The sequence below is a fragment of the Shewanella sp. MBTL60-007 genome (assembly GCF_019654915.1).
Classification (GTDB): Bacteria; Pseudomonadota; Gammaproteobacteria; order Enterobacterales; family Shewanellaceae; genus Shewanella.
Genome location: NZ_BPET01000008.1, coordinates 66,470 through 90,432, shown reverse-complemented (window position 1 = coordinate 90,432; position 23,963 = coordinate 66,470). Strand labels below are relative to the sequence as shown.

Here is a 23,963-nt window from a genome sequence, read left to right as displayed (position 1 = left end):
AGGTTTTAGCTCCTAGGATCAAGCTAAGACGATACTGCCGATAGGGGCTGAGACGGAAAGGCAGGAGCAAAGCCCTGTGTAGGTCGGCATTTATGCCGTCTTTTGACTGTATAGCATGACGGAGTCCGTTCTAGCCGCGAAGCGTCCTCGAAACGAGTATGCGAGTGCTCTAGGCTCTAGATCCTAAAGTGATTTGAACATTGTTTTCCTCGCTAAACGCCCACCTCGGTGGGTAACTTCACCTCTCCATGGTGATCTTAGGCTATGCCATCGCCTTGTCGTATCCCAAACGACAAGGCGCTTTTTTTGGCCGATAGACAACAATTAAGCCAGAGCTTGCTCCGCCTCTGGGGTCAATCGCTCTATCTTAAAGTCGTAATGAGCATAAGCTGCGCTGATCAGCGGACACACTAAGTTGAAGAAGGCGTATGGCAGGTAAGCGACTGTCGCAACCCCTAAGGTACTGGCCATATACGCGCCACAGGTGTTCCATGGTATAAGTGGGCTGGTGATAGTCGCCGAATCCTCTAGGGTACGGCTTAAGTTAACTGGCGCTAACCCACGCTTAGCATACTCCACCTTAAGCATACGCCCTGGCAGCACAATTGCGATAAATTGATCGGCGGTGATGAGGTTGGCACCGATGCAGCTGGCTATAGTGGTGATCATCAGGCTACCGCTAGACTTCACCAATCCCAAAACACTCTGCAAAATACGTTTTAATAATCCTGTGACCTCCATGATGCCACCAAATGTCATGGCACAAAGGATCAGCCACACAGTGTTGATCATACTGCTCATTCCGCCACGACTCAGCAGACTGTCTAACACCTCATCACCGGTACTGGCGCTATAGCCATTAAACATCGCCACCCAAATACCTTTTACCAATGCGACGACCGGCATTAAGGTATCGTCACTGGCAAACTTGACCACATTATCAAACTGGAATAACGCCGCACAAACCGCACCCGCGATAGTACCAATGATGACGGTGGGAAATGCGGGGACTTTTCGCCAAGCTAAAATGAACACCACCAGTAGCGGTAACAACAGATGAATACCGGGGTTAAATTGAGTCTGGATCAAAGAGAGTGTCATCTCAAAGTCATTACTCTCTATGCCTGCCTGAGCATTAAAACCTAATAGCAAAAAGCAGATCATCGCGATGATGATACTGGGTGTGGTAGTCCAAACCATATGGCGAATGTGGCTAAAAATATCGGTTCCGGCAACGGCTGGAGCCAAGTTGGTGGTATCTGACATGGGCGACATCTTGTCACCAAAATAGGCACCACTAATAATCGCACCGGCGGTGATCTCCACGCTGAGCCCCATCGCAGATGCCACACCAACTAAGGCGATACCTAAGGTGCCCGCAACGGTCCACGAACTACCGATACTGATGGCAACAACAGCGCACAGCAGGCAACATGCCGCGTAAAAGTATTCGGGGTTTAACACCAACATACCGTAATAGATCATGGTCGGCACTGTACCAGCCAGGATCCAAGTTCCAATAAGTGAACCGACGGTAAATAGAATCAGTAACGCCCCGGTGGCAACTCCTATGCTGCGCACTATGCCCTGCTCCATCTCCGCCCAGCTATAACCATTTTTCCAACCTATCAATAGGCCTATACAGCCAGCCATAATCAAGGCTATTTGGTTAGCGCCATAGGAACTGTCGGAGGAAAATAGATAAACGGCGGCGGTGAGCATTATCACCAAGGCGACAATAGGTAAGAGTGCATCGAGCAAAGTGGGAGCGGAATGCTTGTTGTCTCGTAGCGGATCCATTGTCACGGATTCTGACTGTTGAAGATCATTATTTGAGCTCATATTACATCCTTTTCTTATTCTTATGACCTAAGCACTCTTTCTAAAATTAACTCTCTAAAACAAAATCGTTTTATCTCTAAAAAAATAAGCTAACGTGCTTAGGCTGGAACCACATCCTTACATAAAATTAACAACACCGTCTAGCGCAGAGCCCCGTGATGAAGAGCCAACAGCAGATACAAATGTGACAAGCAAGCCTAGCAATTCAACAAAAACGGCGTATAACGGTTAAGCATGCAGAGAAATAACATTTTTAAGGAACATGATTGGGATTAATAAAAATTCACCGCAAGATGAACAACAAGTTAAAAAACCAACAATTTTGCAAAATTAATTAAAAACAGATACAGATAGGTTTAATGAGAGAAATAAGTGAGCGACAACTCTTTATGCAAAAATTTAGCATCAGTAGGTTAAACACCAGCATTGGTATCATTAAGCTCGAAGGAGAGATCCGCCAAGGCCAAATAATCGCTATCAATCAATTTTCAATCATGGGGACTGACGGCTGGCTTGAGTTAGATGTGCCTCACCAGCACACACAGGAACTCATCCAAGGGCTCCAAGACGAAGTAGCTTTACATCTACGTAGCACCACGCAATCCAGCATTGATTAACTCAGGCCTTGCAACTTAACTCTATTTTCCTGCTTGTAAGAGCTTATAACTAGCCTCCATATGCTTTCATTTAAGCAATCACTTCTTTAATATGTCGCCTGATTATTCACATTAGCAGCAAAGGCATATTACCGATGAAATTATCAGCTTTAGATCAGCCACTATACGATCACCTCTATCGCGACATTCGAGAGTTCCGCATGACTTTCGATCTGCCGATTGAGGATATCAGCACGCTGGATGATAAAGCCGATACACTGCACACATCGCTCGCTATCGAAGAACTCACTGAACTAGCCGAAGCTGACAGTCGTGTAGAACAGGCCGATGCCATCGTCGACTCTGTGTACGTATTGATGGGACGCTTGGTTCATCTGGGTGCAACGCAAGTCAGCGATAGACTTGAGATCAGCTATGTTATCGATCTACTGCTGCACGTTGCCAAGAACCGTGAAATTGACTTCGTTACCTGTTGGGATGAAGTCCACTCGAGTAACATGAGTAAGGTGTGTCGTAATGAGCAAGAACTTGAAGAAACCATCGCCTTTTACGCCAAACAAGGAGTAGAAATTGTCGGTAGCACCAAGGGCGACTTCATCATAGCTAAGTGCGCTAAAGACGTTGAGATGGCAGGTAAAGTGGTTCGCCAAGGCAAGGTGCTCAAGTCGGTTTACTACCGCCCAGCGGATCTTGAGAAACTAGTCAAAGCCTAAGCTTTAGCCAAAATAAGCAGAGTCGATGTGCTCTGCTTCTCTTTACCCGATCTAACTTGCAGATATGCCGCTCGGCTTACACCAATAATCATCATAATAGCCATCTATTTCAGCAGCTTTTGTACAAAAAAAACGCTAAACTGAGGTCATGACTCACATTTGGCAGACTGAGATGTTCACCTTACGTAATAAGACCCTACTTCTTGGCTTACTGCTAACCAGCTTGGTACTGCTCGCCACAATACCTGCATACGCGAATAACCGTAGCATTGAAGCCACGGCACACTTAACCACCCCTTTTAGCATTCCCCGTAGTCATACAGTGCAAATTAATGATAAAGAGCGCACCTATAAGCTCTATATCAAGCTGCCTAAAGGCTATAAAGCCTCAGAGAATAGAGACAGGCAATATCCGGTCATCTACCTCACCGATGCCATGTATACCTTCCAGATCATGTCCGGTGTCACTCGTTTCCCTATGAACTCAAAACAGATGCAGCCAGCTATCATAGTCGGGATCTCTTGGGAGCTTGGCCTTAGGAGTGATCACAGCCGCGTTAGAGACTATACGCCTAGTGTAGATAGCAGCTGGAAGAAGGTCACAGGTGGTGCCGAACGACACATGCGCTTCTTGCGAGATGGAATCATCCCCTATATGGAGCAGAACTTTCGCGTTGATCCCAGCCAACGAACCTATGTCGGTAACTCTTTAGGCGGCCTGTTTGGCGCTTACATCCTGCTAAAGCAACCCGAGCTGTTCCGCAACTATCTGTTAGGCAGCCCCTCTCTTTGGTGGCAAGAGCGACACTTTCTGACCCAGTTTGCAAAAAATATCAATTCACTTAAGGAGATCGATGCCAATGTCTTTATCGGCATCGGTGCACTAGAGCATAACGGCGAAGGCGGGGACTCAGATCACGATATGGTGGCCGATGCCCAGCACTTTAAGGCGTTACTGAACAATCTTGAAGTGAATAACCCCGATTTAAACAGCAAACTACTAATTATTAATGAGGCTCATCACGCTACCGCCTTCGCTACTTCGGCCATTCATGGTATTGACTGGTTGTTTAATCACGAGCTGGGGGTTAGCCAGTAGGCCATATTTAACCGATATTGCGCTGCTCAATCTTTAGGATACAGGGTGTCTTGAGCCGAACTCTCGCACTCTTATGGCTCAGCTCATACTCGTACCAATAGATATATAGCCGCAGCTCAATGTTGTCACTAAATTGATTGCTATTATAGAAATTGCGATAGCAACGACTGTGCTTCAAGTACCCGCTGTGATAGAGCTTTAGGATCCGCTCTCCGATATGGATTTCGCGAAAATCAATGCCATAGCGAGAGCTATGGGGAAAGTGATACTCGCCATAGCGGTACTCACCATTAAGCACCTCAATATTCTTTCCCGTCGTCAGTAAGGAGCTGATTTGCAGGGCATCGACTCGACTGGTTAAACATAAGCCCATTAACGTAACACTGCTAACGATGGCCAGACTCCAACGTAAAAGGCCTTGCGACTTAAAGCGACAAACCAGCAACCAAATAAGTAAGATAAAAACCGCAATAAGCAGTAAGCCTAATTCATATTCCGCCCACTGTCCGGCCTCATAAGCAGTCACCCAAGTCGACATTATTCCCTCCATCGTCATCAAATCCATTTGTGACTTTAGATAGCATGACCGAAGGAATGCTCCTAACGGCACTAATTGAGACAGTTAAGCGTAACGGTCTCAGCTCAATAAGCTCAGATTAACGGCCTCTGTCTCAGCTTAGTTATCCGAGCATCGCAGATACTTAATGTCCTGCTGTGAACCTTTAAAGTCTTAGTGATAAGTATAGTCAGAGATCTTCGGTGCGCAGGTATACGAAAGTACGCTTGAGCGCAGATAGGATACTGGCAGATTGAATATCTATGGATATCAAGCATAAAAAAACGCCTCTAGTGAGAGGCGTTTCTTGTGTTAAGCAGAGGGACTAAGCTAACACTAAATAATCCAGCGTCAGTGCGGCAAATAACACCATGCCAGCCCAGTTATTATTAAGAAAAGCAGTAAAACATGGCGCACGTTCCCGCCCATGGATCAGCTTTTGTTGGTACAGGCCAAAGCCTATAAAGGCCGCAATACCTAAGGCGTAGATCTCGCCTCGACCAGCCACCAGCCCCGCGATAATAAAACAGCTCAGTGCCGCAAGTTGAAAAGCCCCGATGATATGTCTGTCATAACGACCAAACAGAATAGCGGTCGACTTGATGCCAACTTTTAGGTCATCGTCTCTGTCTACCATGGCATACATGGTGTCGTAAGCCACCGTCCAACACCAGTTAGCGGCAAATAACCACCACGCCTCAGCTGGAACCGTCCCCGTTTGTGCCGCGTAAGCCATAGGGATAGACCAACTCCATACCGTGCCGAGAAACATCTGTGGCATATTGGTATAGCGCTTGGTGAAAGGGTAGATAATGGTAAGAATGATCCCAACAACAGAGAGTTTAACGACCAGTGGGTTAAGCAGCAGCACTAGGCCAAAGGCAAATAGCGCCATAACGACAAATAGCAGTAAGGCTTCTTTACTGGAGATCTCACCACTGGCTAACGGCCTAGCTTTAGTACGCTCTACATGGGAGTCGAGATCCCTATCGGCATAGTCATTGATGATGCAGCCACAGGCTCGCATCACCACCACTCCGACAACAAAGATGATAAAGACTTTAAGATCCGGTAAGCCAGCTGCAGCAAAGGTTAAGGCCATCAAACAAGGCCATAATAGCAACAAGGTACCAATGGGACGGTCCATACGCGCGAGTCGCATATAAACGTCAAGTTTATCCCTAAAATTCATATATTAGGCTCTCCTACAACGTCTTCGGCCTTTAATTTTGTAACCGCATTATGACTGAGCTGTAACAGTATTCAACCAGTATTGAGATAAATAAAATCAGTGCAGGTTTTATCGGCTAAAAATAAGGCTGAGTCTTAGCTCAGCCATAGTAAACCGTAACGGCTATAACGACTCCAGGCGTGCGTAAGCGATCACTAACCACTTACTGCCCACATCGAAAAAGTTAACCTGAATACGTGCCTGTGCGCCACTACCTTCATAGTTAGTCACCGTGCCCTCACCAAATTTAGGGTGCATAACACGTTGACCAATCTTAAAGCCTGAATCATTAAAGCTATCATCTTGCTTACTAAAGCGACTGCTTACTGCTGGCGCTGAAACTTGAGTGCGCATGCGGATCTCTTGCACATATTGCTCAGGGATCTCCTTAACAAAACGCGATGGCCTTGCAAAACTTTCACGACCATAAATACGACGTGATTCAGCATAGGTGATATACAGCTTTTGCATGGCTCGGGTCATACCCACATAGCAGAGACGACGTTCCTCATCGAGGCGGTCACCTTCATCAATTGCCATCTGGCTTGGGAATAACCCCTCCTCAACACCAGCCATAAATACCATCGGGAATTCAAGACCTTTAGCCGAGTGCAGCGTCATTAGTTGCACTGCGTCAGTAAACTCGTCAGCCTGTCCCTCACCGGCTTCTAATGCTGCATGAGACAAAAATGCATTGAGTTCGCCCATATCTTCTAGATCTTCAGGCATCACAAAGCTTCGGGCTGCTGTTACCAACTCTTCTAAGTTTTCTACACGAGCACGCGCTTTTTCACTTTTCTCCGCTTCATACATGGCTTTTAGGCCAGAGGTTTGAATCACGTGGTCTGTCATGCGATGCAGTGACTGCTCATCGGTATCCATACGCATCGCCACAATCAAATCCATAAAGCCACGCACAGCGTTCGCAGCGCGTCCAGCAAGGACCTTCTCCTCAAGTAAACGAAGACTCGCTTCCCAGAGCGTCATCTCCTGCTGGCGCGCAGTGGTGCGGATAATTTCTAAGGTTCGGTCGCCAATACCTCGGGTTGGGGTATTTACCACACGCTCAAAGGCTGCATCGTCATTCTTGTTGTTGATTAGCCGCAGGTAACCCATGGCGTCTTTAATCTCTTGGCGTTCGAAGAAGCGTAGGCCACCGTATATACGGTAGGCGATACCTTTATGTAGCAAAGCCTCTTCCAACACCCGTGACTGGGCGTTAGAGCGATAAAGAATAGCGCAGTCCTCTAGCTTACCCCCTTCATCTTGCCAATCGGTGATGCGGCCTACGATAAAGCGCGCCTCATCCATCTCATTGAAGGCACAGTAAAGGCCAATCGGTTCACCGTCTTTATCATCGGTCCACAGCTTCTTGCCCATACGATCTGGGTTATTGGCGATCAGCTCGTTCGATGCGTTCAAAATGTTACCGCTCGAGCGATAGTTCTGCTCCAAACGAATGGTTTGCGCAGCTGGGAAATCGGCTAAAAACTTATGCAGGTTCTCCACCTGAGCGCCGCGCCAGCCGTAGATTGACTGATCGTCATCACCAACTATCATCACGTTAGCCGTTGAGCCTGCAAGCACGCGGATCCAAGCATATTGGATGGCGTTGGTATCTTGGAACTCGTCCACTAAGATGTGCTTAAACCTATCTTGGTAGTGATCCAAAATATGGGGCTTGTTGAGCCATAGTTCATGAGCTCTAAGTAAGATCTCAGCAAAATCGACTAGACCAGCGCGATCGCAGGAGTCTTGATAGATCTGGTAGATCTTCAGTAAATTTTGCTCAATCGGAAAACCGCCCGCATCGATATGCGATGGGCGTAGACCTAGGTCTTTCTTACCGTTGATATAGCCTTGGGCTTGTCTTGGAGGATACTGTTTCTCATCCAAGTTAAGGCTCTTTAAAATGCGTTTGATCAGACGCAGTTGATCGTCTGAGTCTAAGATCTGGAAGCTTTCAGGCAGATTTGCATCTTTATAATGGGTGCGTAGTAAACGGTGTGCTAAACCGTGGAAAGTACCTATCCACATACGGCTCATATTGCCACCAGCCACTTTTTCTACACGCTCACGCATCTCTTTTGCCGCTTTGTTGGTAAAGGTTACCGCCAAAATGGCATAAGGGCTTTGCTGTTCAACCTGCATCAACCAGGCAATTCTATGGGTTAACACCCGCGTTTTGCCGCTACCTGCACCCGCTAAAACCAGCATACTGGATTGTGGTGCTCCAACAGCTTCACGCTGCTTGTCGTTTAGGCCGTCTAGTAAAGAAGATACGTCCATTATTGCCTCCAAAAAATCAGGCGGGCAGTATAACAGAATCGACTAACTCGGGGATAGGATTCCCACAATGGGGAGAGCGAGAAGAGAGAAGCTCCATTACCGAAGTGAGCTTTCACTTCGGTAATGAAGTCTAGTGAAGACTTTGGTTAAGCTTTTTCTGCTGCAACCACAGAGATCTCAACCAGTAGCGCATCACGAGCCATCTTGGCTTCTACACAGGCGCGAGCAGGTGCATGTCCAGCAGGTACCCATGCATCCCACACTTCATTCATCTGGGCAAAATATTGCATATCTTTGATGTAAATTGTTGCCGACAGGATATGCTCTCTATCACTACCTGCTTGCTCGAGTAGGCTATCAACCTTTTCCAACATGGTACGGGTCTGCTCCGCAATACCTTGCTCAGCATCCTTAGCCACCTGACCGCATAGATAGATGGTTCCGTTATGCTTAACAATGCGGCTCATACGGGTAGCAGTTTCAATTCTTTCAATAGTCATATTTAGATCTTTCACTCGATTATTCATTCATAATTACAGTCATTTTCAATTAAGGTTTTCTAGGCCAACCCCAATTTACTAATGAAAAGTAGCGATAATTCAAACTGATGTTTTGTTACATTTGGCGTATTTACCATTTTTAAATTTAGGTCCTATACTTATAGCCAGCAGTTAATCAATGGATGTGATTTCTGAACTTTTAAAGGACTAAATATGACTTATCCAATAAAGCAACAAATAACCCAGCAAATAGCCCTACAAGCTTTCTTCAGCGTAGCTTACGCACCAAGACCTAAACCTTGTCAGTTAACCTCACAAACAGCCTGCTCTTATCAGCGACCTTAATCCTACTCGATTCAGTCGAAAGAGATAAAGTTTCATTATCAAACTCTGGATGTGATGTATGCAAATTAGTAATAAATTGACAATAAATCCATGGCTGCTTTGCCTTCTCATGACAATTTTGACCGTTATCCTAGGCATGCTTTGGATATTTAGCTCCGCATCACAAAGCCCTATAATCCAGATTATTATCCCCTTACTCTTATCGGCAAATATCGCCCTACTCGGCGGTCTTTGGCTGCATTTTCAGCAGCAGCCATCTCTGTCGAATGACGACAGTTCGCTTGATATGGAACAGCTCCCTAAGACTCAGTCCAATGTCACTAAGCTCCATTCATTAAACGAATTAAAAGCAAAGCGTAAACAACTCTGCAAAAACAGAAGGGTCACAGCCGAACGAGACCTGATTCAAAAAGAGGAACAAACAAGTGAGCCACTTCTTGAGGCTGTGCTTGAGTCGGCAGCAGTCGCGATTTATGCCATAGACGATAAAGGAAAGTGTATTTTTGCCAATCCTCTATGCGCTCAATTACTCGGATATTCCAGCCCTGAACAACTACTAAGCTTCAACATACATGAGCTGATCTATCAAAGCAGCGCTTCTACTGAATTGACGCTGCAACTCGGTAATGGAGAGGTTAAAGAAGATATTTTTTGGCGAGCCGATGGTAGTAGCTTTCCTGTGGATTACAAATCACAACCTCTAGCACTAAAGGACAACAAAACTGGTGCGGTGATCTCTTTTTATGACAATAGCGAACGCAGAGAGGCAGAAGCGCTTATTCGCCATCAAGCCCATTACGATAGCCTAACCGACCTACCCAACCGTTTTTTAGCACTCAAGAGACTCGAGCAGTTAGTCGAAGCCAGTGAAAGAAATGGCCAGATGCTAGCGGTTATCTTTCTCGATCTCGATGACTTTAAGAAAATCAATGATTCCTTAGGCCATGAGGCGGGCGATCAGCTCCTTATCAGCGCATCGAAACGCTTACTTAATGTCACGAGAGCCGAAGATACCGTTGGCCGTTTGGGAGGAGATGAGTTCATCATATTGCTAGATGGCCTATCAAGTGCCAGTGATGCACAACCCCTAGCAGAGAACCTCATTGGCGGGTTTAGAAAGCCTTTCTATATCGATAACCGACAATTAGTACTGACCGCCAGCATAGGTATCGCCATCTACCCTAATGATGGTGAAACGCCATCGGAACTGTTACGAAATGCCGACTCGGCCATGTATCACACCAAAAGCATAGGTAGAAATACCTACTCTTACTTCACCCATGCGATGAATAAAGAAGTGTCACGCCGCCTAGCAATTGAGGAACAGATACACGGCGCTCTCGAACGGGGTGAACTCCGGGCTCACTTTCAAATTCAACTCGATATCAGAGATGGTAGCATCATGGGTGCCGAAGCCCTGCTGCGCTGGAATAATCCGACTCTAGGTAACGTATCACCCGCCGAGTTCATTCCTATTGCCGAGCAGACTGGAGTCATTGAACTGATGGGCGACTTTATTCTTAAATGTGCGTTAGAGGCGGCATCCACTTGGCAAAACAAGTTTAATGACGACTTTCGAGTCGCCATTAACCTTTCCCCAAGGCAATTTAGAAATCCAAACCTAGTACAAAGCATCACAGACTTGGTGCACACATTCGGCATGCGCCCTGAGGATCTGGAGCTTGAAATAACCGAGGGGGTGCTACTAAGCGGTCACGCCTATACCTTAGATGCCTTAAAACAGCTGAGTGATGCGGGTTTTTGTATCTCCATGGATGACTTTGGTACCGGTTATTCCTCACTAAGCTATCTAAGAACCTATCCATTTGAGATCCTAAAAATTGATCGCAGCTTTATTAACGATATGAACAAAGACGGTAAGAGTAACGAGTTGATCATCGCCACCATCGAGATGGCTCACGCTCTAGGGATCAGGGTGATTGCCGAAGGGGTCGAGACTCAAGAACAGTTAGATGAGCTTAGCTTTATGATGTGTGATTATGCTCAAGGCTTTCTAATCAGTAAGCCTGTGCCCTTCGAAGAGTTACTCGAAATTGGCACTCACTATAAGGAGATCCACGAAAATCTTGCGACTCAAGACAACCCTATTCCCCTGACGGCCATGTGAGGCATGCAGAAGCTGCAATTAGAATTTACGGCTGACCACGGCGCCGTTGTAGTCTAAGCAATCGATAACTCTCTGCTTCTGAACATTTGGGAGCTCGGATAACGGCATGAAACGGTACTCACTGTGTTCATCACTGAGCCTAATACTGTCTTGGTCACTAAGTTCACACCGAAAGATAAAGGCCTGTGAATCGTACGCTCGGTGATAATAGACCCCGCTTAGGTATTTCACCTTAACGGCCACACCTAGCTCCTCTTGGCATTCTCGCAAAAGTGCCTCGTGAATAGTCTCTCCAGGCTCTAAAGCCCCGCCGGGTAGCCCCCAGCGACAGTCACCATAGCTAGCCTTAAGTAATAAAACACTGGGCTCGCTCACTCTTTGTTTTAAGATAACTGCGTGACTACTGAGTCTAAACTTATCATCGAATGCCATCGAGCCCCTCCTAAGCTAACAAGAATTAAGTGCTCACATTCGCCATTCTGGAGCGTTTTGGCAGCCTACTTCTGCGTTGAACAACTTCACAAGGGAGCGGCCATTCTTTCAGTTATTCGCCTTGAATTAGTTTGCCAAAAACGTTCTAAGCAGCTCAACTTCTTATACTGATTGGTATTATAAAAATGCTAGACCCTAAAGAAGGGTCTAGCATCATAATGAGTCACCTTTGTCCGAACCGACTACTGCTTATCTTCTTCTAAGCCGATGCTATTCATCCAGTGATCGAAGTCCATCATATTACCAGGCAGAATCACCTTACTCTGTCCAGAGCTGACACCGTCAAGCTGCTTAAGGTACTGTGCCCCGAGTTGCATGCGCACCACGTTTTTACCACCCGGAGCAGCAATAACGGTGGCCATACGCTCGATCGACTCTGCTGTGGCTCGTGCAATAGTTAAGATCTCCTCGCCCTTACCTTCCGCTTCATTGATTCGGCGCTGCATCTCACCTTCCGAGTGATTGATGGTCTCCGCTTTTATACCCTCAGAGCGATTAATCTTACTTTGCTTATCACCCTCACTCTTTGCCAATAACGCACGACGCTCACGCTCAGCATTCACCTGCATCTCCATGGCATTTTTTACGGTTTCCGGTGGGGTAATATTTTTAATCTCATAGCGATGGACACGAATACCCCACAAGGCACCAGCTTGATCTAGTACCTCAACCACTTTAGCACTAATTACATCGCGCTCTTCGAAGGTGCGGTCCAGATCTAGGGTTCCTATCACGCTACGTGTCGTGGTTTGTGCCAACTGAATCGCGGCATAGCGGTAATCAGTAACGCCGTAACTGGCTTTTACAGGATCAACCACCGAGATATAGATAACCCCATCGACTTCAACATTCACTTCATCGCAAGAGAAACACTCCTGTGGAGGGACATCAATTGTCTCCTCTTTGAGATCGTGAATATAAGCCACTTTATCGACAAAAGGCACTAAGGCATGAAAGCCCGCGTCTAAAGTTGAATGATATTTACCTAAGCGTTCAACGATATAGGCCGATTTTGTCGGCACTAATCGAATAGACTGAAACAGCTTAATCACAAAGATGGCAAAAATTAGGCCCCAGATAGCCATTACAATTAAGTCGGTATCGATTCCTGAGATGTTCATTAGCGTGCTCCCTTCACTGAATTGGCAGACACGGCATGAGAGACCTGCTCCATACCTTCAAAGAAACCTTCAATCTTAGCTAGCTCAGCCGGTACGACAGACACATCCGCCTCACCGAGGATCTTGCCAACCTGAGCAATAAACTGCTCTTTAAGCTGCATATTCATCGCATCATGCCCGCCCTCTTTTGCAAGCGCAGCAGAGACAAGCTCCATGCCTTCGGCCTTAGCACGGGCGATAATAGCGATCTCTTGCGCTGTACCTTTCGCCTCGTTAATACGGCGCTGTTTCTCACCTTCAGAGAGATTAATCGCTTCTTGGCGCTCACCTTCTGACAGATTAATCATCGCGGCTTTTTCTGCATTGGCCAGCGTGATCTCGGCGCGCTTACTGCGCTCCGCTTCCATCTGCTTCTCTAGGGTATGGATCACCTTACGTGACGGTGTGATATTTTTTATCTCATAACGCAGCACCTTGATCCCCCAGGGGTCCGATGCTTTATCAATTTCTCGTACTATCGACTCGTTGAGGCTATCTCGCTCTGAGAATGTCTGACTTAGACTTAACTTACCTATCTCTGAACGCATGGTGGTTTGTGCTAGGTTTACCGCCGCGCGGCGATAATCTTCAATACCGTAGCTGGCAAGCTTGCCATCCATGACCTTGAGGTAAACTAAGCCATCGACTTCTAGCTGGGTATTATCTTTCGAGATACAGCTTTGTGGCGGTACGTCGAGCACCTGCTCACGAATTTCATGCTTATAGGCTACCCGATCAAAAAACGGGATCAAAAAGTGAAATCCAGGCTGAAGCACGGTGCGAAACTTACCTAAGCGTTCAATCACGTTGACCTCACGCATAGGCACAATTAGCAGCAACTTATAGAGGATAAAAAAGACAAATAGAACAAAGAGTGTAAATGCGAACATAGAGATCCCTTCCTTACTTAAACCAATTACTTTTCTACGAAGTGCTCTTCAGCCTTGATAGGCTCAACCACTAACGCAATATTATCTCTGCAGATAATCCTAACCTGAGATCCTGCAGCAATCTCGCTACCATCTCCCAATGCCGACCATTCACAGCCTTGAAATTCAATCCGTCCCATCTTTTGCGCCGGACCTATGGTTTGTTTGACGACTGCTAGTTGACCGTAAATGTCGAGTTCTTCATCGGTATTACCGACATGAGCATCACCGCCGACCAACTTTTGTGTGACTTGACGAAAGAGTAACAGTAACACCATTGAGGCAATAAACCAGAGTGTTAAGCTTTGTACTATGCCTTCCACTAAACCGATAGCCAAGGCACCTGCAACAACAAGGCAAGCTGTGCCTAAAAGGATCACAATACCACCCGGTAAAATGATCTCCGCCAGCATGAGGATAACCCCAATACATGCCCAAATTATTATCGGATTTGAAAACTCCATATTTCCCCCTGAAATGAAAGAGCCTCAGATGACTATATCAGTTGCACAGGTTTTATGCGACATATTATGTCAACCAATAGTTAAGATAACGAGCCCTACACATAATAGAATTGTTAGCTTGACGGGGTGAGCATCAATTTCCCGACGATAAAAATGCGCCACATCTGCAGGTAAATTCGCATTTAAAAACAATTGCGAACCACCACGCCCCAAGACTAACAGATAAACTATCAACAACTTATAAGCGCCCTATACTATCAAGCTAAAAAAGAATGACAAAACCTTTGAACATTGTTCACTTTCCGCCTATATTCCCCGCCAGCAAAACTCACGTTTATTATTTAATAACTTACTGCGCCCTAAGCTCCTATAAAAATAAAAGGTTTTACGATGAACAAAAAATTACTTTGTTTGGCTTTGCTAGTCAGCCCAACGGCAATGGCTGACAATATGGTTAACTGGTGGGATGTGAGTGTCACTGCGCTATATGGTGAAAACTACGACCTCGCGCCTTCAGAAAAACAGACAACCTTAACCTTTGAAACCGCTGGTGATTGGAAATATGGCGACTGGTTTGCCTTCCAAGACGTGACTTACTTTAACGGCTCAAATGTCAGCAAAGACAACACCACCTATGGTGAGATCTCTACTCGCTTTAGTGCTGGTAAAATTTTAGGTAAAACAGTAGGTTTTGGCCCTGTAACCGATCTATCGCTAGCACTCACACTTGAAGAGGGTGAAGGCCCAGTAAAGAGCTTCCTGTACGGTGTCGGTATGGATATCAAGATCCCATACTTTAGCTACTTCCAGCTTAATACCTATCGTCGACACGCAATCAGCAGCGATAACATCAGTGATGGTTGGCAGTTAACGCCCGCATTTAGAATGGATTTCCCTGTCGGTAACTCGAATATCGTCTTCGACGGTTTCATTGACTGGGTATTTGCAGCTGATGACGCAGCTTACGAGACTAACTTCCACTTCAACCCACAACTTAAGTATGACTTAGGTGCGGTGGTACTAGGCGAGCATCAGAAAAACAAGCTATTTGTCGGTATCGAATATGATTACTGGAAAAACAAATACGGTGTCGATGGTATCGATCAGAACACTTACTCGGTGATCGCTAAGTACCACTTCTAGCACAGGTCACAGTAAACAAAAAAGGCGCCATCGGCGCCTTTTTTATTGGGATTGTGACCCATCCTAAATAACGTTTATACAAGTAACTTTTTAGCCGCTGCCACAACGATAGAAACCGCACTGACTTCGGTTTTCTTCATTGTCGCTTCATCTGGGATCTCTTGTTGAGTACGATTAACAATCACGCCGGCAACGCATGCTGCGCGCCATCCCTGTGAAGCACACATGGTAAAGAGCGTCGAAGACTCCATCTCGTAGTTAAGCACACCTAAGTCTTGCCACTCTTGCATTGAGCCCTTGAACTGACGGGTGACACGACCCGAAACGGTATCGTACCGCTCTTGGCCTGGGTAGAAGGTATCTGATGAAGCTGTAATACCAATATGTGGCTCAAGACCCGCTTCGCGGCTCGCCTCAACCATAGCCGTTGTACATTCAAAGTTTGCTACCGCTGGGTACTCCATCGGCGCAAAGTGCAGGCTTGCTCCATCTAAACGCACCGACGCTTGAGTCACAATCACATCGCCCACATTCACATGTGACTGAATCGCACCAGTGGTACCGACTCGGAGGAAAGTACGTACACCAAGCTGGGCTAGCTCCTCAATGGCGATCGATGTCGATGGACCACCAATACCCGTTGAACAAACGACAACAGGCTTACCCTCGATATATGCCAAGTAGCTGGTATATTCACGGTGACTCGCTAAAAATGTCGCATTCTCCATCAACTCGGCAATACGCTTAACGCGCTCAGGATCGCCTGGCACGATCGCTAAACTAGCACCATCTAACATCTCTTTAGTTAAGCCTAAATGAAATACATCAGACATCGTGAAAACCCCTTTCATTTTTGAATTTATAAATCTAATTGAAGCGACTTTAACCTAGTCTTGGCGCTAAAAAGGTTAAGTCGATCACACTTTACCCGCCAAGAGTAAATGATTTGTCGTAATCTAGTTACTAAATCAACTTAGACTCTGAGCTAGAATATAGCAGTTACTAGGCATACTGCCAGCCATGAAAGGTGAGGTTTGATCAACAATAACACTAAGTTCCTAGACTCTAGCTGACAAGAAATAAGTTACAGATTAGCAACAGTTTAGCTAGCTCCCTCAAGCAAAGCCGTTGCGCTAGGAACACAAGTTTTCAGGGCTTATTGCTGAAGCTTATTTATGGGACATCACGGCAAAAACATCTCCTGCTCCAACGTGCATTTCTAATCGCTCACAATTTGATCGATATCACATTTAGCAGGGAGTAATCGCGGTAGTTTAAAACTGTACCAAATGAACTATCCGCAAAAAAACCGCTAAAAAGGACGCCTGCATGTTTCCAGAATACAGAGAACTTATCAGCCAACTAAAAACATCTGATAGCCATTTTCAGAAGAAGTTTCACAAGCATAACGAACTCGATGAGGAGATAAAGAATCTGGAGAAAAACATCGCTAGCGACTACACCTCAGAGCTGCATGAACTCAAGCTAAAGAAGCTACATTTAAAAGAAGAGATCTACGATATTTTGAAGAGGCACTCGGCTTAAAGCAGTTAGAAGATAAAAAGGGCGCTGAGCGCCCTTTTTTATCTTCTAAATGTGTTTATACACTCATAGAGCAGGTGATGCTATTTTAAGTCTGCTAACAGCGCATCGGCTGTCTCATAGAAGGCAATCTTAGTTATCTGGTTATTATTAAGCTCAACCAAGGTCGCTTGATCCTTTTGCGCAGGCAAAGGCTTAGTTAATTCACCTTCGTTATCCAGCGCCACTCTATATGGAAACTTTTTAAACTGAGGTAAAGCGACAAAACGTGCAATCAAAGATGGCATGCCACTGATGTCCGCCACATAAATCAGACCGCTATCTTTCACCAATTCAGGCTCAGCCTCTAGCGCCTCTTGGATAACGGTTCCGCCGTCCATACTACGACTAAATAAAACCCGAGTTGTGCTGCTATCGACCTGATATTGCGCTTCATGTTGATCCTGCAACTTAATATCAATAATTTGGTCGCCAACTTGATAGGTGCTTGCCCAAACCGACGTGGCAAATAGGCTAGATAAAACAAAAATAACGGCTCTCATAATTGGACTCGGCTAATTAGTATTAACAAAAAGAGTAACCTATTCTTTAAAGACCAACAGTAAACTTCGCGGCAAATCATGATCCTCTTCACGCAAAGCGTCTGCACACCAAAACAAACCCCTTCTCTAGCAATACACATATAAAATATAAGTTACAAACTAGTGTATTTTCAGTAAGCTAATCGGTAAAGGTTGCCAGAAGGATACAAAAATGAATGAGCAAGGATTAGACCAAGAGATCGCGCAGCTGCAAAACGCCTATACCGCAATAACTGAATTTTTGGTGCAGTATAGCTTTAGTATTCTTGGTGCCATCATCATCTTCTTAATTGGTTTGTGGCTAGCCTCTAAAGCCGCCAACCTAGTCACTCGAATTTTCGAAAAGCATGAAATCGATATCACCCTAAGTAATTTTACCAGTAACTTCGTCCGTATCTTAATCATACTGATGGTGGCAGTGATAGCCTTAGGCAAGTTAGGTATTAGTGTCACTCCTATGGTTGCCGCAATCGGTGCAGCCTCTCTTGGTGCTGGTTTAGCCTTGCAGGGAATGCTATCTAACTATGCTGCCGGAATTACCATTATTGTGACTCGTCCCTTTATAGTAGGTAATACCATCGAAGTTAAAGGTGTCGGCGGCTTAGTTAAAGACATTCATCTTGGTATGACGGTGTTAACCAACGAAGAGGGTGAAGAGATCAACATTCCCAATAAACATATTGTCGGTGAGATCTTACATAACTCTTTTGCCAATAAGCTGGTCGAAACCAAATTAAATATCAGTTATCAGGCCGATCCCCAGCAGGTCATAACCTTACTCGCTAAAGTCTTGAGTGACAGCTCAGTCGTTTATCAGGGTGATAAGGCCCAAGTGGGCGTAAATGACTTTAACAGTATTGGTATTGAGATAGGTGTTCGCTATTGGGTGGCGACCCAAAGTTATTACCAAGACAAATACCAAACTAACGCTGCGCTCTTTAAAGCCCTTAAAGAGGCCGATATCGAGATCCCTTGCCCTGTTAAGCAGATACATATTCAGCAGCCTTAAGTTAATAAATCCTATAGCGGTGTCATATGCGCCGCTATCTATTGCTATTTTTCATCATCCAAATTACTTATGGGAAAAGTCACCACACCCGTATTTTTGTGATTTTCAGCCTTTAGTCACGGCTTACCCATAAGCAAATCAAATAATCATTATTGCATTTACTCTATCGCTCTAATTTAGCCAATCCCTCAAAATGCGCTCCATTGAAATGAGAGACGAATTAAAACTCACTGGAGATAACATGATGAACAAGACACTAATTGCACTCGCATTAATGAGTACATGTGGTTACGCCAATGCAGCCGATATCGATAACACTTGGTACATAGGTGCTGGTGCCGGTCAAAGCAACTATGAGTCAGTTGACGCCGCTAGCCACCTAGGCGATGACAGCGATTTAGCTTGGAATGCCCTAGTGGGTTATCAACTAAACAAATACTTGGCCTTCGAAGCGGGTTGGCAAGATCTCGGCACCAACGACGACACTCACATGTGGGGCGGCCTAGACGGTAGCCAATCTATCGATGTCGACGGATTTACACTGGGTGCTGTGGGTACACTACCTCTAAATGAAAAGTGGTTCTTAACTGGTGAAGCGGGTGCTTATCAATACCACCTAGCGCACCAGATGAGTGCGAATAAATATGTTAGTGCTACCGATACCGCCGCATACTTTGGCGCAGGTGTGGGCTACAACATCACTGACTCTTTAGCGATCTCAGCTAAGTACCGCCGCTTTGCCGGTATCGATGAAACCGCATGGAACACGGCAAACATGGATGCACAGACAGTGGGTCTACAGCTAACTTACCGTTTCGGTGTGAAGCCTGCGACAGCGACAGCCGTTGTGCTACCAGCCGTTATTGAAAAGCAGACTAAGCCTATGCCTCGTCCAGAGCCAAAGCCTGAGCCTAAGTATGAAATTCATACCGAAAAAAGCAGTGTAGCCGTTCTATTTGGCTTCGACTCATCAGAGCTAACTAGCACTGCCAAGGCTAAGCTAGATCAGGTTATTCAGCTTTCAAAGAGCAAAGAGCAAGACGTTATCTTGCTAAACGGTCAATCTGATAACCAAGGTGATAGCCAATACAACCTTAAGCTATCTGAAAAACGCGTACAGCATGTAGAAGCTTACTTAGTTTCACACGGTGTAGAAGTGAAGAAGATCGACACTCAAGCCGTTGGCGAGCAAGATGCTCACGCTAATTTACGTAAAGATCGTGCTTTAGAGCGCCGCGTCGTCGTGACGCTAACTAGCCAAGAAAAAGTGCTAGTCGCCCAGTAACAAAGTTTTGTATCACTATTAAGGACCCGACACCGCTAGGATGGCGAAACGATACGCTAGGATCCCATATAAATCTTACCGATTTAAGGGGCTGAGAGTAGCTCTGGCAAGGACCGTCATTGCTACTCACACTAAGGACATACACAGGATCTGTCGCCCTTAACTAAGGGTGACCACAGGGATAGAAAAAGCCAAGGATGGCTTTCCCCCCTCGCTTTACACTGATTCATGTAAACATAGCCTATTCAAGCTGATTTTTATCATTTATAGTCATGTTAATGGAGGCTAGGTAACATAATGCTAACTCAGCTCAATCTTGAACGACTGAAAAATTGCGATTTAAACCTATTGCTGGCCCTTGCGGTACTGCTTAATGAGGCCCATGTTTCCAATGCCGCTAAGCAGCTCGGGCTGTCACAATCGGCGATGAGCCAGATGCTAAAACGCTTACGCCTTATGTTTAACGATCCCCTACTGCTTAAGAGCAACAACGGTATGACCTTAACCAACAAGGCTCAAGCCATTGCATTAGAATTAACGCCTCTGCTCGATAAAACCGCTCGCATCTTAGAAGCCGAACACTTCAGCCCCAAAACAGCTCAGGGGAGAATACGCTTTATTATGAGTGATGTGACGGCTCAGCTAATTATCACCCCGTTAATCGAGCTGATGAGCGAAAAAGCGCCTGGAATAGAGCTGGAGTATATTTCACAAAACGCCAATGGTTTTCAGTTACTCAGACGAGGACAAGTTGATGCAGTTATCGGCTTCTACGATAATGTGCCAAGCCCAATTGTCAGTGAACCCATAGGTATAGCCCCATGGCAAATGGTCACCCACAAAGTGACCAACAAACAAAATCTTCACGCCCATAAAGATGCTATCAAGCTATTACGCTATCAATTTCAAGAGCATAATCAGCTACAGTCAATTGAAGCACTTAAGCACCTCGATATACTCGATGCGGCATACGCTTTGACAACTAACTCTTTAAGCACGCTGCTTTATGCACTGCAAACCAATAACACCGTTACCTTACTGCCTCATTTCGCCATGGAGATTTTACCAGAGCATGAGACGAAAGGTTTTGAATGGCTCGGCTCGCCCATCAATCTAGAACTTAAAATTTGCTGGGATCGCCACCAGCGAGCGCCAGAGCTACAGCAGTGGTTTAGAAGTCAGTTAGTCACGCTTTTTCATAAACACTTTCCTTTAGCACAAGCCTTATGAATCCAACAGACTTAAAGATTATTCAACAGTGCGATCTCAACTTATTACTGAGTCTAGCTATTCTGATTGAAGAGCAAAGCGTATCTAAGAGTGCAGACAGACTCGACATATCACAGCCAGCTATGAGCCAAAACTTAAAAAAGCTGCGTAATATGTTCGATGACCCGCTGTTTGTAAAGCAGGGGCAAGGTATTCGTGCCACCAGCAAGGCGCTGAGATTATATCGCTCACTCACCGAATGGCTGCAGATGAGTGACCGACTGATCTCGCAGACGGCCTTCGATCCAATGGAAAGCCACGGGGTTATCCGCATCGCATTTATGGATGATCTCACCCAGACTATGATCCCAATGATGCTAGACAGGATCCTCGCTTTTGCGCCCAATGTAGAGCTTGAGTTTGTGCACAAGCCCAGAGATGTCTTTTCACTCCTAGAATCTGGCGATATTGATATCGCTGGCGCAGGTACAGACACCCCACCAGCAAATATTCATGGCCGCCATATCAGTACCGACAATTACTGCGCTGCTTATAGCCTCAAGCATCCCTTAGCCCAAATTGCCCAGCCAACGTTGGCAGACATTTTCGCTTATGATACAGCGGAGTACTCCGCCTCCAACTTAGTCGAGTTCGAGGTCACTCAACTAGCATTACAACACCAACTACAGCGTAAAATCACCTTTGCTACAGGCTCATTTCTAGTGCTGCTACAAGGACTGCTTGCAGGAAAGCACGTTGGCTTTTTGCCTCAACGCGTTCTTAATTCTGCTAGGTGGCAAGCACAATTAAAGGGAGTTGTGCTCACCGAGTTACCTCAGCTAGACAGCACCCTCTACTGGCACGCAAGAGTACACAAAGACCCATTAATCCAGTGGTTTAAAGATCAATGCTTGGATATTGTTAGCCTGCAAAAAAAAGAGTCATCGCCGCAGATAACTCTCAGCAATTAAAGCCCTCTTTGCCACTCCTGCCGTAACTGAATTTGCTCCGGCGTGTTCATTGCTGCTTCTACCTGAGCAATCAGAGCTTGCTTGTCTTTACCCAGTACGCCTTTTAGCACCAAGTAATTAGAGGCATGATCGGAGCGAAATACGGTTTTATTCAGCTCAAGCTCGCTCAGTAAAATATGCATCTCTTCAAACAGTTGTGCCTGATCCGGCAGCTGAAAACCGCCATCAAAAGCCTCGTCCATTCTCTGCGTCCCGAGTGGCAAGGTAACCACTAAGGTCGATAGATATTCAGGCTGCGCGGCATTCATCAGCTTGGCAGAGTTCTTGGCATGCTGCTTGGACAGTTCTACTCCACCTAACCCATTTAAGATCATCACTGAGGCTTTAATGCCAGCGGCTTTTATTTTCTGTAGTGCTGCTAATGACGAAGCATAGGTCTCCCCTTTTTGGATCCGCCCCAACACCTCATCATCGCCACTCTCACAGCCAATATAAAGCAAGCTTAGGCCTAGCTCTCTTAAACGTTGCAACTGCTCAGGGGACTTATTATTGATGTTACGTGGCAGGCAATAACTGCTTATTCGAGTCACGTTGGGCAGATACTTTTTTATCAATAGGCAGATCGCCTCAAGACGTGCAAAGGGGAGTGTCATGGCATCGCCATCGGCTAAAAACACTCGTGATATATGTGCACTCGAGTTAGCAACCTCAATAAGATCTTGCTCTATCTTGTCCGCTTTCTGTGCTCGAAATCGTTTCTGGGGCTGGGTATACATGTCGCAAAAGCTACACTGATTCCAGCTACAGCCGTTGGTTACCTGCAGAATAAGAGATTTCCACTCCGATGGCGGACGAAATACTGGTTCGATATAGTTGAGCACCGCATTCTCCTTAATACGTTAACCACACGAAAAAAAGTTGAACACTTTTTCTCACAAAAATAGATGTTTATTGAACTGGCTCATTATTTACCGGATAAAAACTAGTCATATTAGCCGGCGGTTGTATACTTAATCACTACTGGATTAACACGCTGCCTATAGAGAGAAGAATATGCTAATTGCATTACAATCTAAAGAGAAGCGAAAGGCTCCACGCCATCATGACGTTCATTGGGACGCCATGAGTGCTGAGCAGAAGATTGCCCTATATGATCTACATAAGTTTGGCTTCCGCTTGCTGTTTGTCCGCCAGCTGCCATCAGGACCGCAAGCCTTTATTATGCAGAATAAGACTCTGGCTGTGATCAGTAAAAATGGTGACGTTGACTACTCACCCGATGTGAAGTTAAGGGCATAATTTACTTGAAACTTCCGCAAGTAAAATATTGAGCAACAAAAAAGCGCACTCAAGTGCGCTTTTTTTGTATCGGTTATTCGATGCTAGCTCTTTAAAGTTAGCAACATATCGATATGGGGGATCCCATCCTCAAGATACATCTCTGAAACGGGTTCAAAACCTAACTGCTGGTAGAAGCCTTTCAGATGTTCCTGACCACCTAGCTGAATATTGTGCTCAGGCCATTTCTTAGTAGAAATCGCTATCGCTTTTTGCATTAATACATGAGCAACCCCACCACCTCGCGCAGACTCAGCAACAATGACACGGCCAACGCTGGCATCAGGATAGCTAACCCCTGGGGCCAAGACCCTCGCATAAGCCTGAATCACCCCCTGTTCATTGAGCCCAAGTAGATGTTGAGTTTGGCTATGGCGGTCTTTATCGTCTAGCTCTGGATAAGCACAGTTTTGCTCAACAACAAATACGTCCACCCTAAGCTTAAGCAGATCGTACAGTTCATTTAGTGATAGTTCAGAAAAAGATAAAGATTTCCAAAGCATAGGAAGCTCTCCAAAAC

Annotated in this window: 24 protein-coding genes; 11 read left to right on the top strand and 13 right to left on the bottom strand. The window is 45.7% G+C overall.

From position 1 onward, the window contains the following. Positions 1–324: 324 nt before the first annotated feature. A complete protein-coding gene (gene nhaC, locus K5Q92_RS04440; protein ID WP_220767848.1) occupies positions 325–1,842 on the bottom strand; it encodes a Na+/H+ antiporter NhaC in 1,518 nt (505 codons plus the stop codon). 359 nt (positions 1,843–2,201) lie between these two features. On the opposite strand from nhaC, the gene K5Q92_RS04435 reads away from it, so the two are divergent. From K5Q92_RS04435 to K5Q92_RS04425, 3 genes are all read left to right on the top strand, one after another. After that, positions 2,202–2,459: a hypothetical protein gene (locus tag K5Q92_RS04435; protein ID WP_220767847.1), complete on the top strand. Its 258-nt coding sequence runs from the start codon at positions 2,202–2,204 to the stop codon at positions 2,457–2,459. Between the two features lie 134 nt (positions 2,460–2,593). Then, the gene (locus K5Q92_RS04430; RefSeq protein ID WP_220767846.1) at positions 2,594–3,172 is read left to right on the top strand and encodes a nucleoside triphosphate pyrophosphohydrolase family protein; all 579 of its coding nucleotides are present in this window, start codon (positions 2,594–2,596) and stop codon (positions 3,170–3,172) included. A gap of 148 nt (positions 3,173–3,320) precedes the next feature. Next, entirely contained in the window at positions 3,321–4,271 is a 951-nt protein-coding gene (locus tag K5Q92_RS04425; RefSeq protein WP_259649487.1) for an alpha/beta hydrolase, read from the top strand. Between the two features lie 7 nt (positions 4,272–4,278). Here K5Q92_RS04425 and K5Q92_RS04420 read toward each other — a convergent pair whose 3' ends face one another. From K5Q92_RS04420 to K5Q92_RS04405, 4 genes are all read right to left on the bottom strand, one after another. Next, complete coding sequence (locus K5Q92_RS04420) at positions 4,279–4,809, bottom strand: hypothetical protein (RefSeq protein WP_220767845.1); 531 nt, start codon at positions 4,807–4,809, stop codon at positions 4,279–4,281. A gap of 343 nt (positions 4,810–5,152) precedes the next feature. Next, entirely contained in the window at positions 5,153–6,019 is an 867-nt protein-coding gene (gene ubiA, locus K5Q92_RS04415) for a 4-hydroxybenzoate octaprenyltransferase (RefSeq protein ID WP_220767844.1), read from the bottom strand. A gap of 162 nt (positions 6,020–6,181) precedes the next feature. After that, positions 6,182–8,347 carry a DNA helicase II gene (gene uvrD, locus K5Q92_RS04410; RefSeq protein WP_220767843.1) on the bottom strand — a complete coding sequence of 722 codons (2,166 nt, stop codon included), beginning with the start codon at positions 8,345–8,347 and terminating at the stop codon, positions 6,182–6,184. 146 nt (positions 8,348–8,493) lie between these two features. Next, positions 8,494–8,847, bottom strand: coding sequence for a RidA family protein (locus tag K5Q92_RS04405; RefSeq protein ID WP_220767842.1), 354 nt, complete (start codon positions 8,845–8,847; stop codon positions 8,494–8,496). Positions 8,848–9,301: 454 nt separating this feature from the next. On the opposite strand from K5Q92_RS04405, the gene K5Q92_RS04400 reads away from it, so the two are divergent. Further along, positions 9,302–11,320 carry a bifunctional diguanylate cyclase/phosphodiesterase gene (locus K5Q92_RS04400; RefSeq protein ID WP_259649486.1) on the top strand — a complete coding sequence of 673 codons (2,019 nt, stop codon included), beginning with the start codon at positions 9,302–9,304 and terminating at the stop codon, positions 11,318–11,320. A gap of 18 nt (positions 11,321–11,338) precedes the next feature. On the opposite strand, the gene K5Q92_RS04395 is transcribed toward K5Q92_RS04400, so the two are convergent. The 4 genes from K5Q92_RS04395 to K5Q92_RS04380 form a co-directional block, all read right to left on the bottom strand. After that, entirely contained in the window at positions 11,339–11,752 is a 414-nt protein-coding gene (locus K5Q92_RS04395) for an NUDIX hydrolase (protein ID WP_220767840.1), read from the bottom strand. 242 nt (positions 11,753–11,994) lie between these two features. Continuing rightward, a complete protein-coding gene (locus tag K5Q92_RS04390; protein WP_220767839.1) occupies positions 11,995–12,933 on the bottom strand; it encodes an SPFH domain-containing protein in 939 nt (312 codons plus the stop codon). After that, entirely contained in the window at positions 12,933–13,862 is a 930-nt protein-coding gene (locus tag K5Q92_RS04385; RefSeq protein ID WP_220767838.1) for a slipin family protein, read from the bottom strand. Before K5Q92_RS04385 ends, K5Q92_RS04390 begins: the two co-directional genes overlap by 1 nt. A 26-nt stretch (positions 13,863–13,888) precedes the next feature. Continuing rightward, positions 13,889–14,365: an NfeD family protein gene (locus tag K5Q92_RS04380; protein ID WP_220767837.1), complete on the bottom strand. Its 477-nt coding sequence runs from the start codon at positions 14,363–14,365 to the stop codon at positions 13,889–13,891. 390 nt (positions 14,366–14,755) lie between these two features. On the opposite strand from K5Q92_RS04380, the gene K5Q92_RS04375 reads away from it, so the two are divergent. After that, positions 14,756–15,508, top strand: a complete 753-nt coding sequence (locus K5Q92_RS04375) for an outer membrane protein OmpK (protein WP_220767836.1) — start codon at positions 14,756–14,758, stop codon at positions 15,506–15,508. 74 nt (positions 15,509–15,582) lie between these two features. On the opposite strand, the gene udp is transcribed toward K5Q92_RS04375, so the two are convergent. After that, positions 15,583–16,341: a uridine phosphorylase gene (gene udp, locus K5Q92_RS04370; protein ID WP_220767835.1), complete on the bottom strand. Its 759-nt coding sequence runs from the start codon at positions 16,339–16,341 to the stop codon at positions 15,583–15,585. Positions 16,342–16,837: 496 nt separating this feature from the next. Between udp and K5Q92_RS04365 the strand changes: the two genes are divergently transcribed. Continuing rightward, positions 16,838–17,053, top strand: a complete 216-nt coding sequence (locus K5Q92_RS04365) for a YdcH family protein (RefSeq protein ID WP_220767834.1) — start codon at positions 16,838–16,840, stop codon at positions 17,051–17,053. Between the two features lie 80 nt (positions 17,054–17,133). Here the strand turns inward: K5Q92_RS04365 and K5Q92_RS04360 are convergent, their stop codons facing one another. After that, entirely contained in the window at positions 17,134–17,592 is a 459-nt protein-coding gene (locus tag K5Q92_RS04360; protein WP_220767833.1) for a hypothetical protein, read from the bottom strand. 211 nt (positions 17,593–17,803) lie between these two features. On the opposite strand from K5Q92_RS04360, the gene K5Q92_RS04355 reads away from it, so the two are divergent. The 4 genes from K5Q92_RS04355 (at position 17,804) to K5Q92_RS04340 (ending at position 22,105) form a co-directional block, all read left to right on the top strand. Next, positions 17,804–18,640, top strand: coding sequence for a mechanosensitive ion channel family protein (locus K5Q92_RS04355; protein ID WP_220767832.1), 837 nt, complete (start codon positions 17,804–17,806; stop codon positions 18,638–18,640). A gap of 241 nt (positions 18,641–18,881) precedes the next feature. Next, positions 18,882–19,925, top strand: coding sequence for an outer membrane beta-barrel protein (locus K5Q92_RS04350; RefSeq protein ID WP_220767831.1), 1,044 nt, complete (start codon positions 18,882–18,884; stop codon positions 19,923–19,925). Between the two features lie 297 nt (positions 19,926–20,222). Continuing rightward, positions 20,223–21,155, top strand: a complete 933-nt coding sequence (locus K5Q92_RS04345) for a LysR family transcriptional regulator (RefSeq protein WP_220767830.1) — start codon at positions 20,223–20,225, stop codon at positions 21,153–21,155. Continuing rightward, positions 21,152–22,105, top strand: a complete 954-nt coding sequence (locus K5Q92_RS04340; RefSeq protein ID WP_220767829.1) for a LysR family transcriptional regulator — start codon at positions 21,152–21,154, stop codon at positions 22,103–22,105. Before K5Q92_RS04345 ends, K5Q92_RS04340 begins: the two co-directional genes overlap by 4 nt. On the opposite strand, the gene K5Q92_RS04335 is transcribed toward K5Q92_RS04340, so the two are convergent. Beyond that, positions 22,102–22,986: a radical SAM protein gene (locus K5Q92_RS04335; RefSeq protein ID WP_220767828.1), complete on the bottom strand. Its 885-nt coding sequence runs from the start codon at positions 22,984–22,986 to the stop codon at positions 22,102–22,104. The two genes, K5Q92_RS04340 and K5Q92_RS04335, sit on opposite strands and share 4 nt — an antisense overlap. 172 nt (positions 22,987–23,158) lie before the next feature. Here K5Q92_RS04335 and K5Q92_RS04330 point away from each other — a divergent pair, with 172 nt between their 5' ends. Continuing rightward, positions 23,159–23,404, top strand: coding sequence for a hypothetical protein (locus tag K5Q92_RS04330; RefSeq protein WP_220767827.1), 246 nt, complete (start codon positions 23,159–23,161; stop codon positions 23,402–23,404). Positions 23,405–23,487: 83 nt separating this feature from the next. Here K5Q92_RS04330 and K5Q92_RS04325 read toward each other — a convergent pair whose 3' ends face one another. Continuing rightward, positions 23,488–23,946: a GNAT family N-acetyltransferase gene (locus K5Q92_RS04325; protein ID WP_220767826.1), complete on the bottom strand. Its 459-nt coding sequence runs from the start codon at positions 23,944–23,946 to the stop codon at positions 23,488–23,490. Between the last annotated feature and the right edge of the window lie 17 nt (positions 23,947–23,963).

Bases quoted from the DNA above. Each gene is read 5' to 3' on its own strand.
- udp (WP_220767835.1), bottom strand. From the start codon at position 16,341: ATGTCTGATGTATTTCATTTAGGCTTAACTAAAGAGATGTTAGATGGT.
- K5Q92_RS04375 (WP_220767836.1), top strand. From the start codon at position 14,756: ATGAACAAAAAATTACTTTGTTTGGCTTTGCTAGTCAGCCCAACGGCA.
- K5Q92_RS04325 (WP_220767826.1), bottom strand. From the start codon at position 23,946: ATGCTTTGGAAATCTTTATCTTTTTCTGAACTATCACTAAATGAACTG.
- K5Q92_RS04390 (WP_220767839.1), bottom strand. From the start codon at position 12,933: ATGAACATCTCAGGAATCGATACCGACTTAATTGTAATGGCTATCTGG.
- K5Q92_RS04380 (WP_220767837.1), bottom strand. From the start codon at position 14,365: ATGGAGTTTTCAAATCCGATAATAATTTGGGCATGTATTGGGGTTATC.
- K5Q92_RS04365 (WP_220767834.1), top strand. From the start codon at position 16,838: ATGTTTCCAGAATACAGAGAACTTATCAGCCAACTAAAAACATCTGAT.
- K5Q92_RS04330 (WP_220767827.1), top strand. From the start codon at position 23,159: ATGCTAATTGCATTACAATCTAAAGAGAAGCGAAAGGCTCCACGCCAT.
- K5Q92_RS04340 (WP_220767829.1), top strand. From the start codon at position 21,152: ATGAATCCAACAGACTTAAAGATTATTCAACAGTGCGATCTCAACTTA.
- K5Q92_RS04395 (WP_220767840.1), bottom strand. From the start codon at position 11,752: ATGGCATTCGATGATAAGTTTAGACTCAGTAGTCACGCAGTTATCTTA.
- K5Q92_RS04385 (WP_220767838.1), bottom strand. From the start codon at position 13,862: ATGTTCGCATTTACACTCTTTGTTCTATTTGTCTTTTTTATCCTCTAT.
- K5Q92_RS04360 (WP_220767833.1), bottom strand. From the start codon at position 17,592: ATGAGAGCCGTTATTTTTGTTTTATCTAGCCTATTTGCCACGTCGGTT.
- K5Q92_RS04430 (WP_220767846.1), top strand. From the start codon at position 2,594: ATGAAATTATCAGCTTTAGATCAGCCACTATACGATCACCTCTATCGC.
- K5Q92_RS04400 (WP_259649486.1), top strand. From the start codon at position 9,302: ATGACAATTTTGACCGTTATCCTAGGCATGCTTTGGATATTTAGCTCC.
- K5Q92_RS04425 (WP_259649487.1), top strand. From the start codon at position 3,321: ATGACTCACATTTGGCAGACTGAGATGTTCACCTTACGTAATAAGACC.
- K5Q92_RS04345 (WP_220767830.1), top strand. From the start codon at position 20,223: ATGCTAACTCAGCTCAATCTTGAACGACTGAAAAATTGCGATTTAAAC.
- K5Q92_RS04405 (WP_220767842.1), bottom strand. From the start codon at position 8,847: ATGACTATTGAAAGAATTGAAACTGCTACCCGTATGAGCCGCATTGTT.
- K5Q92_RS04350 (WP_220767831.1), top strand. From the start codon at position 18,882: ATGATGAACAAGACACTAATTGCACTCGCATTAATGAGTACATGTGGT.
- uvrD (WP_220767843.1), bottom strand. From the start codon at position 8,347: ATGGACGTATCTTCTTTACTAGACGGCCTAAACGACAAGCAGCGTGAA.
- K5Q92_RS04420 (WP_220767845.1), bottom strand. From the start codon at position 4,809: ATGTCGACTTGGGTGACTGCTTATGAGGCCGGACAGTGGGCGGAATAT.
- nhaC (WP_220767848.1), bottom strand. From the start codon at position 1,842: ATGAGCTCAAATAATGATCTTCAACAGTCAGAATCCGTGACAATGGAT.
- K5Q92_RS04355 (WP_220767832.1), top strand. From the start codon at position 17,804: ATGAATGAGCAAGGATTAGACCAAGAGATCGCGCAGCTGCAAAACGCC.
- K5Q92_RS04435 (WP_220767847.1), top strand. From the start codon at position 2,202: ATGAGAGAAATAAGTGAGCGACAACTCTTTATGCAAAAATTTAGCATC.
- ubiA (WP_220767844.1), bottom strand. From the start codon at position 6,019: ATGAATTTTAGGGATAAACTTGACGTTTATATGCGACTCGCGCGTATG.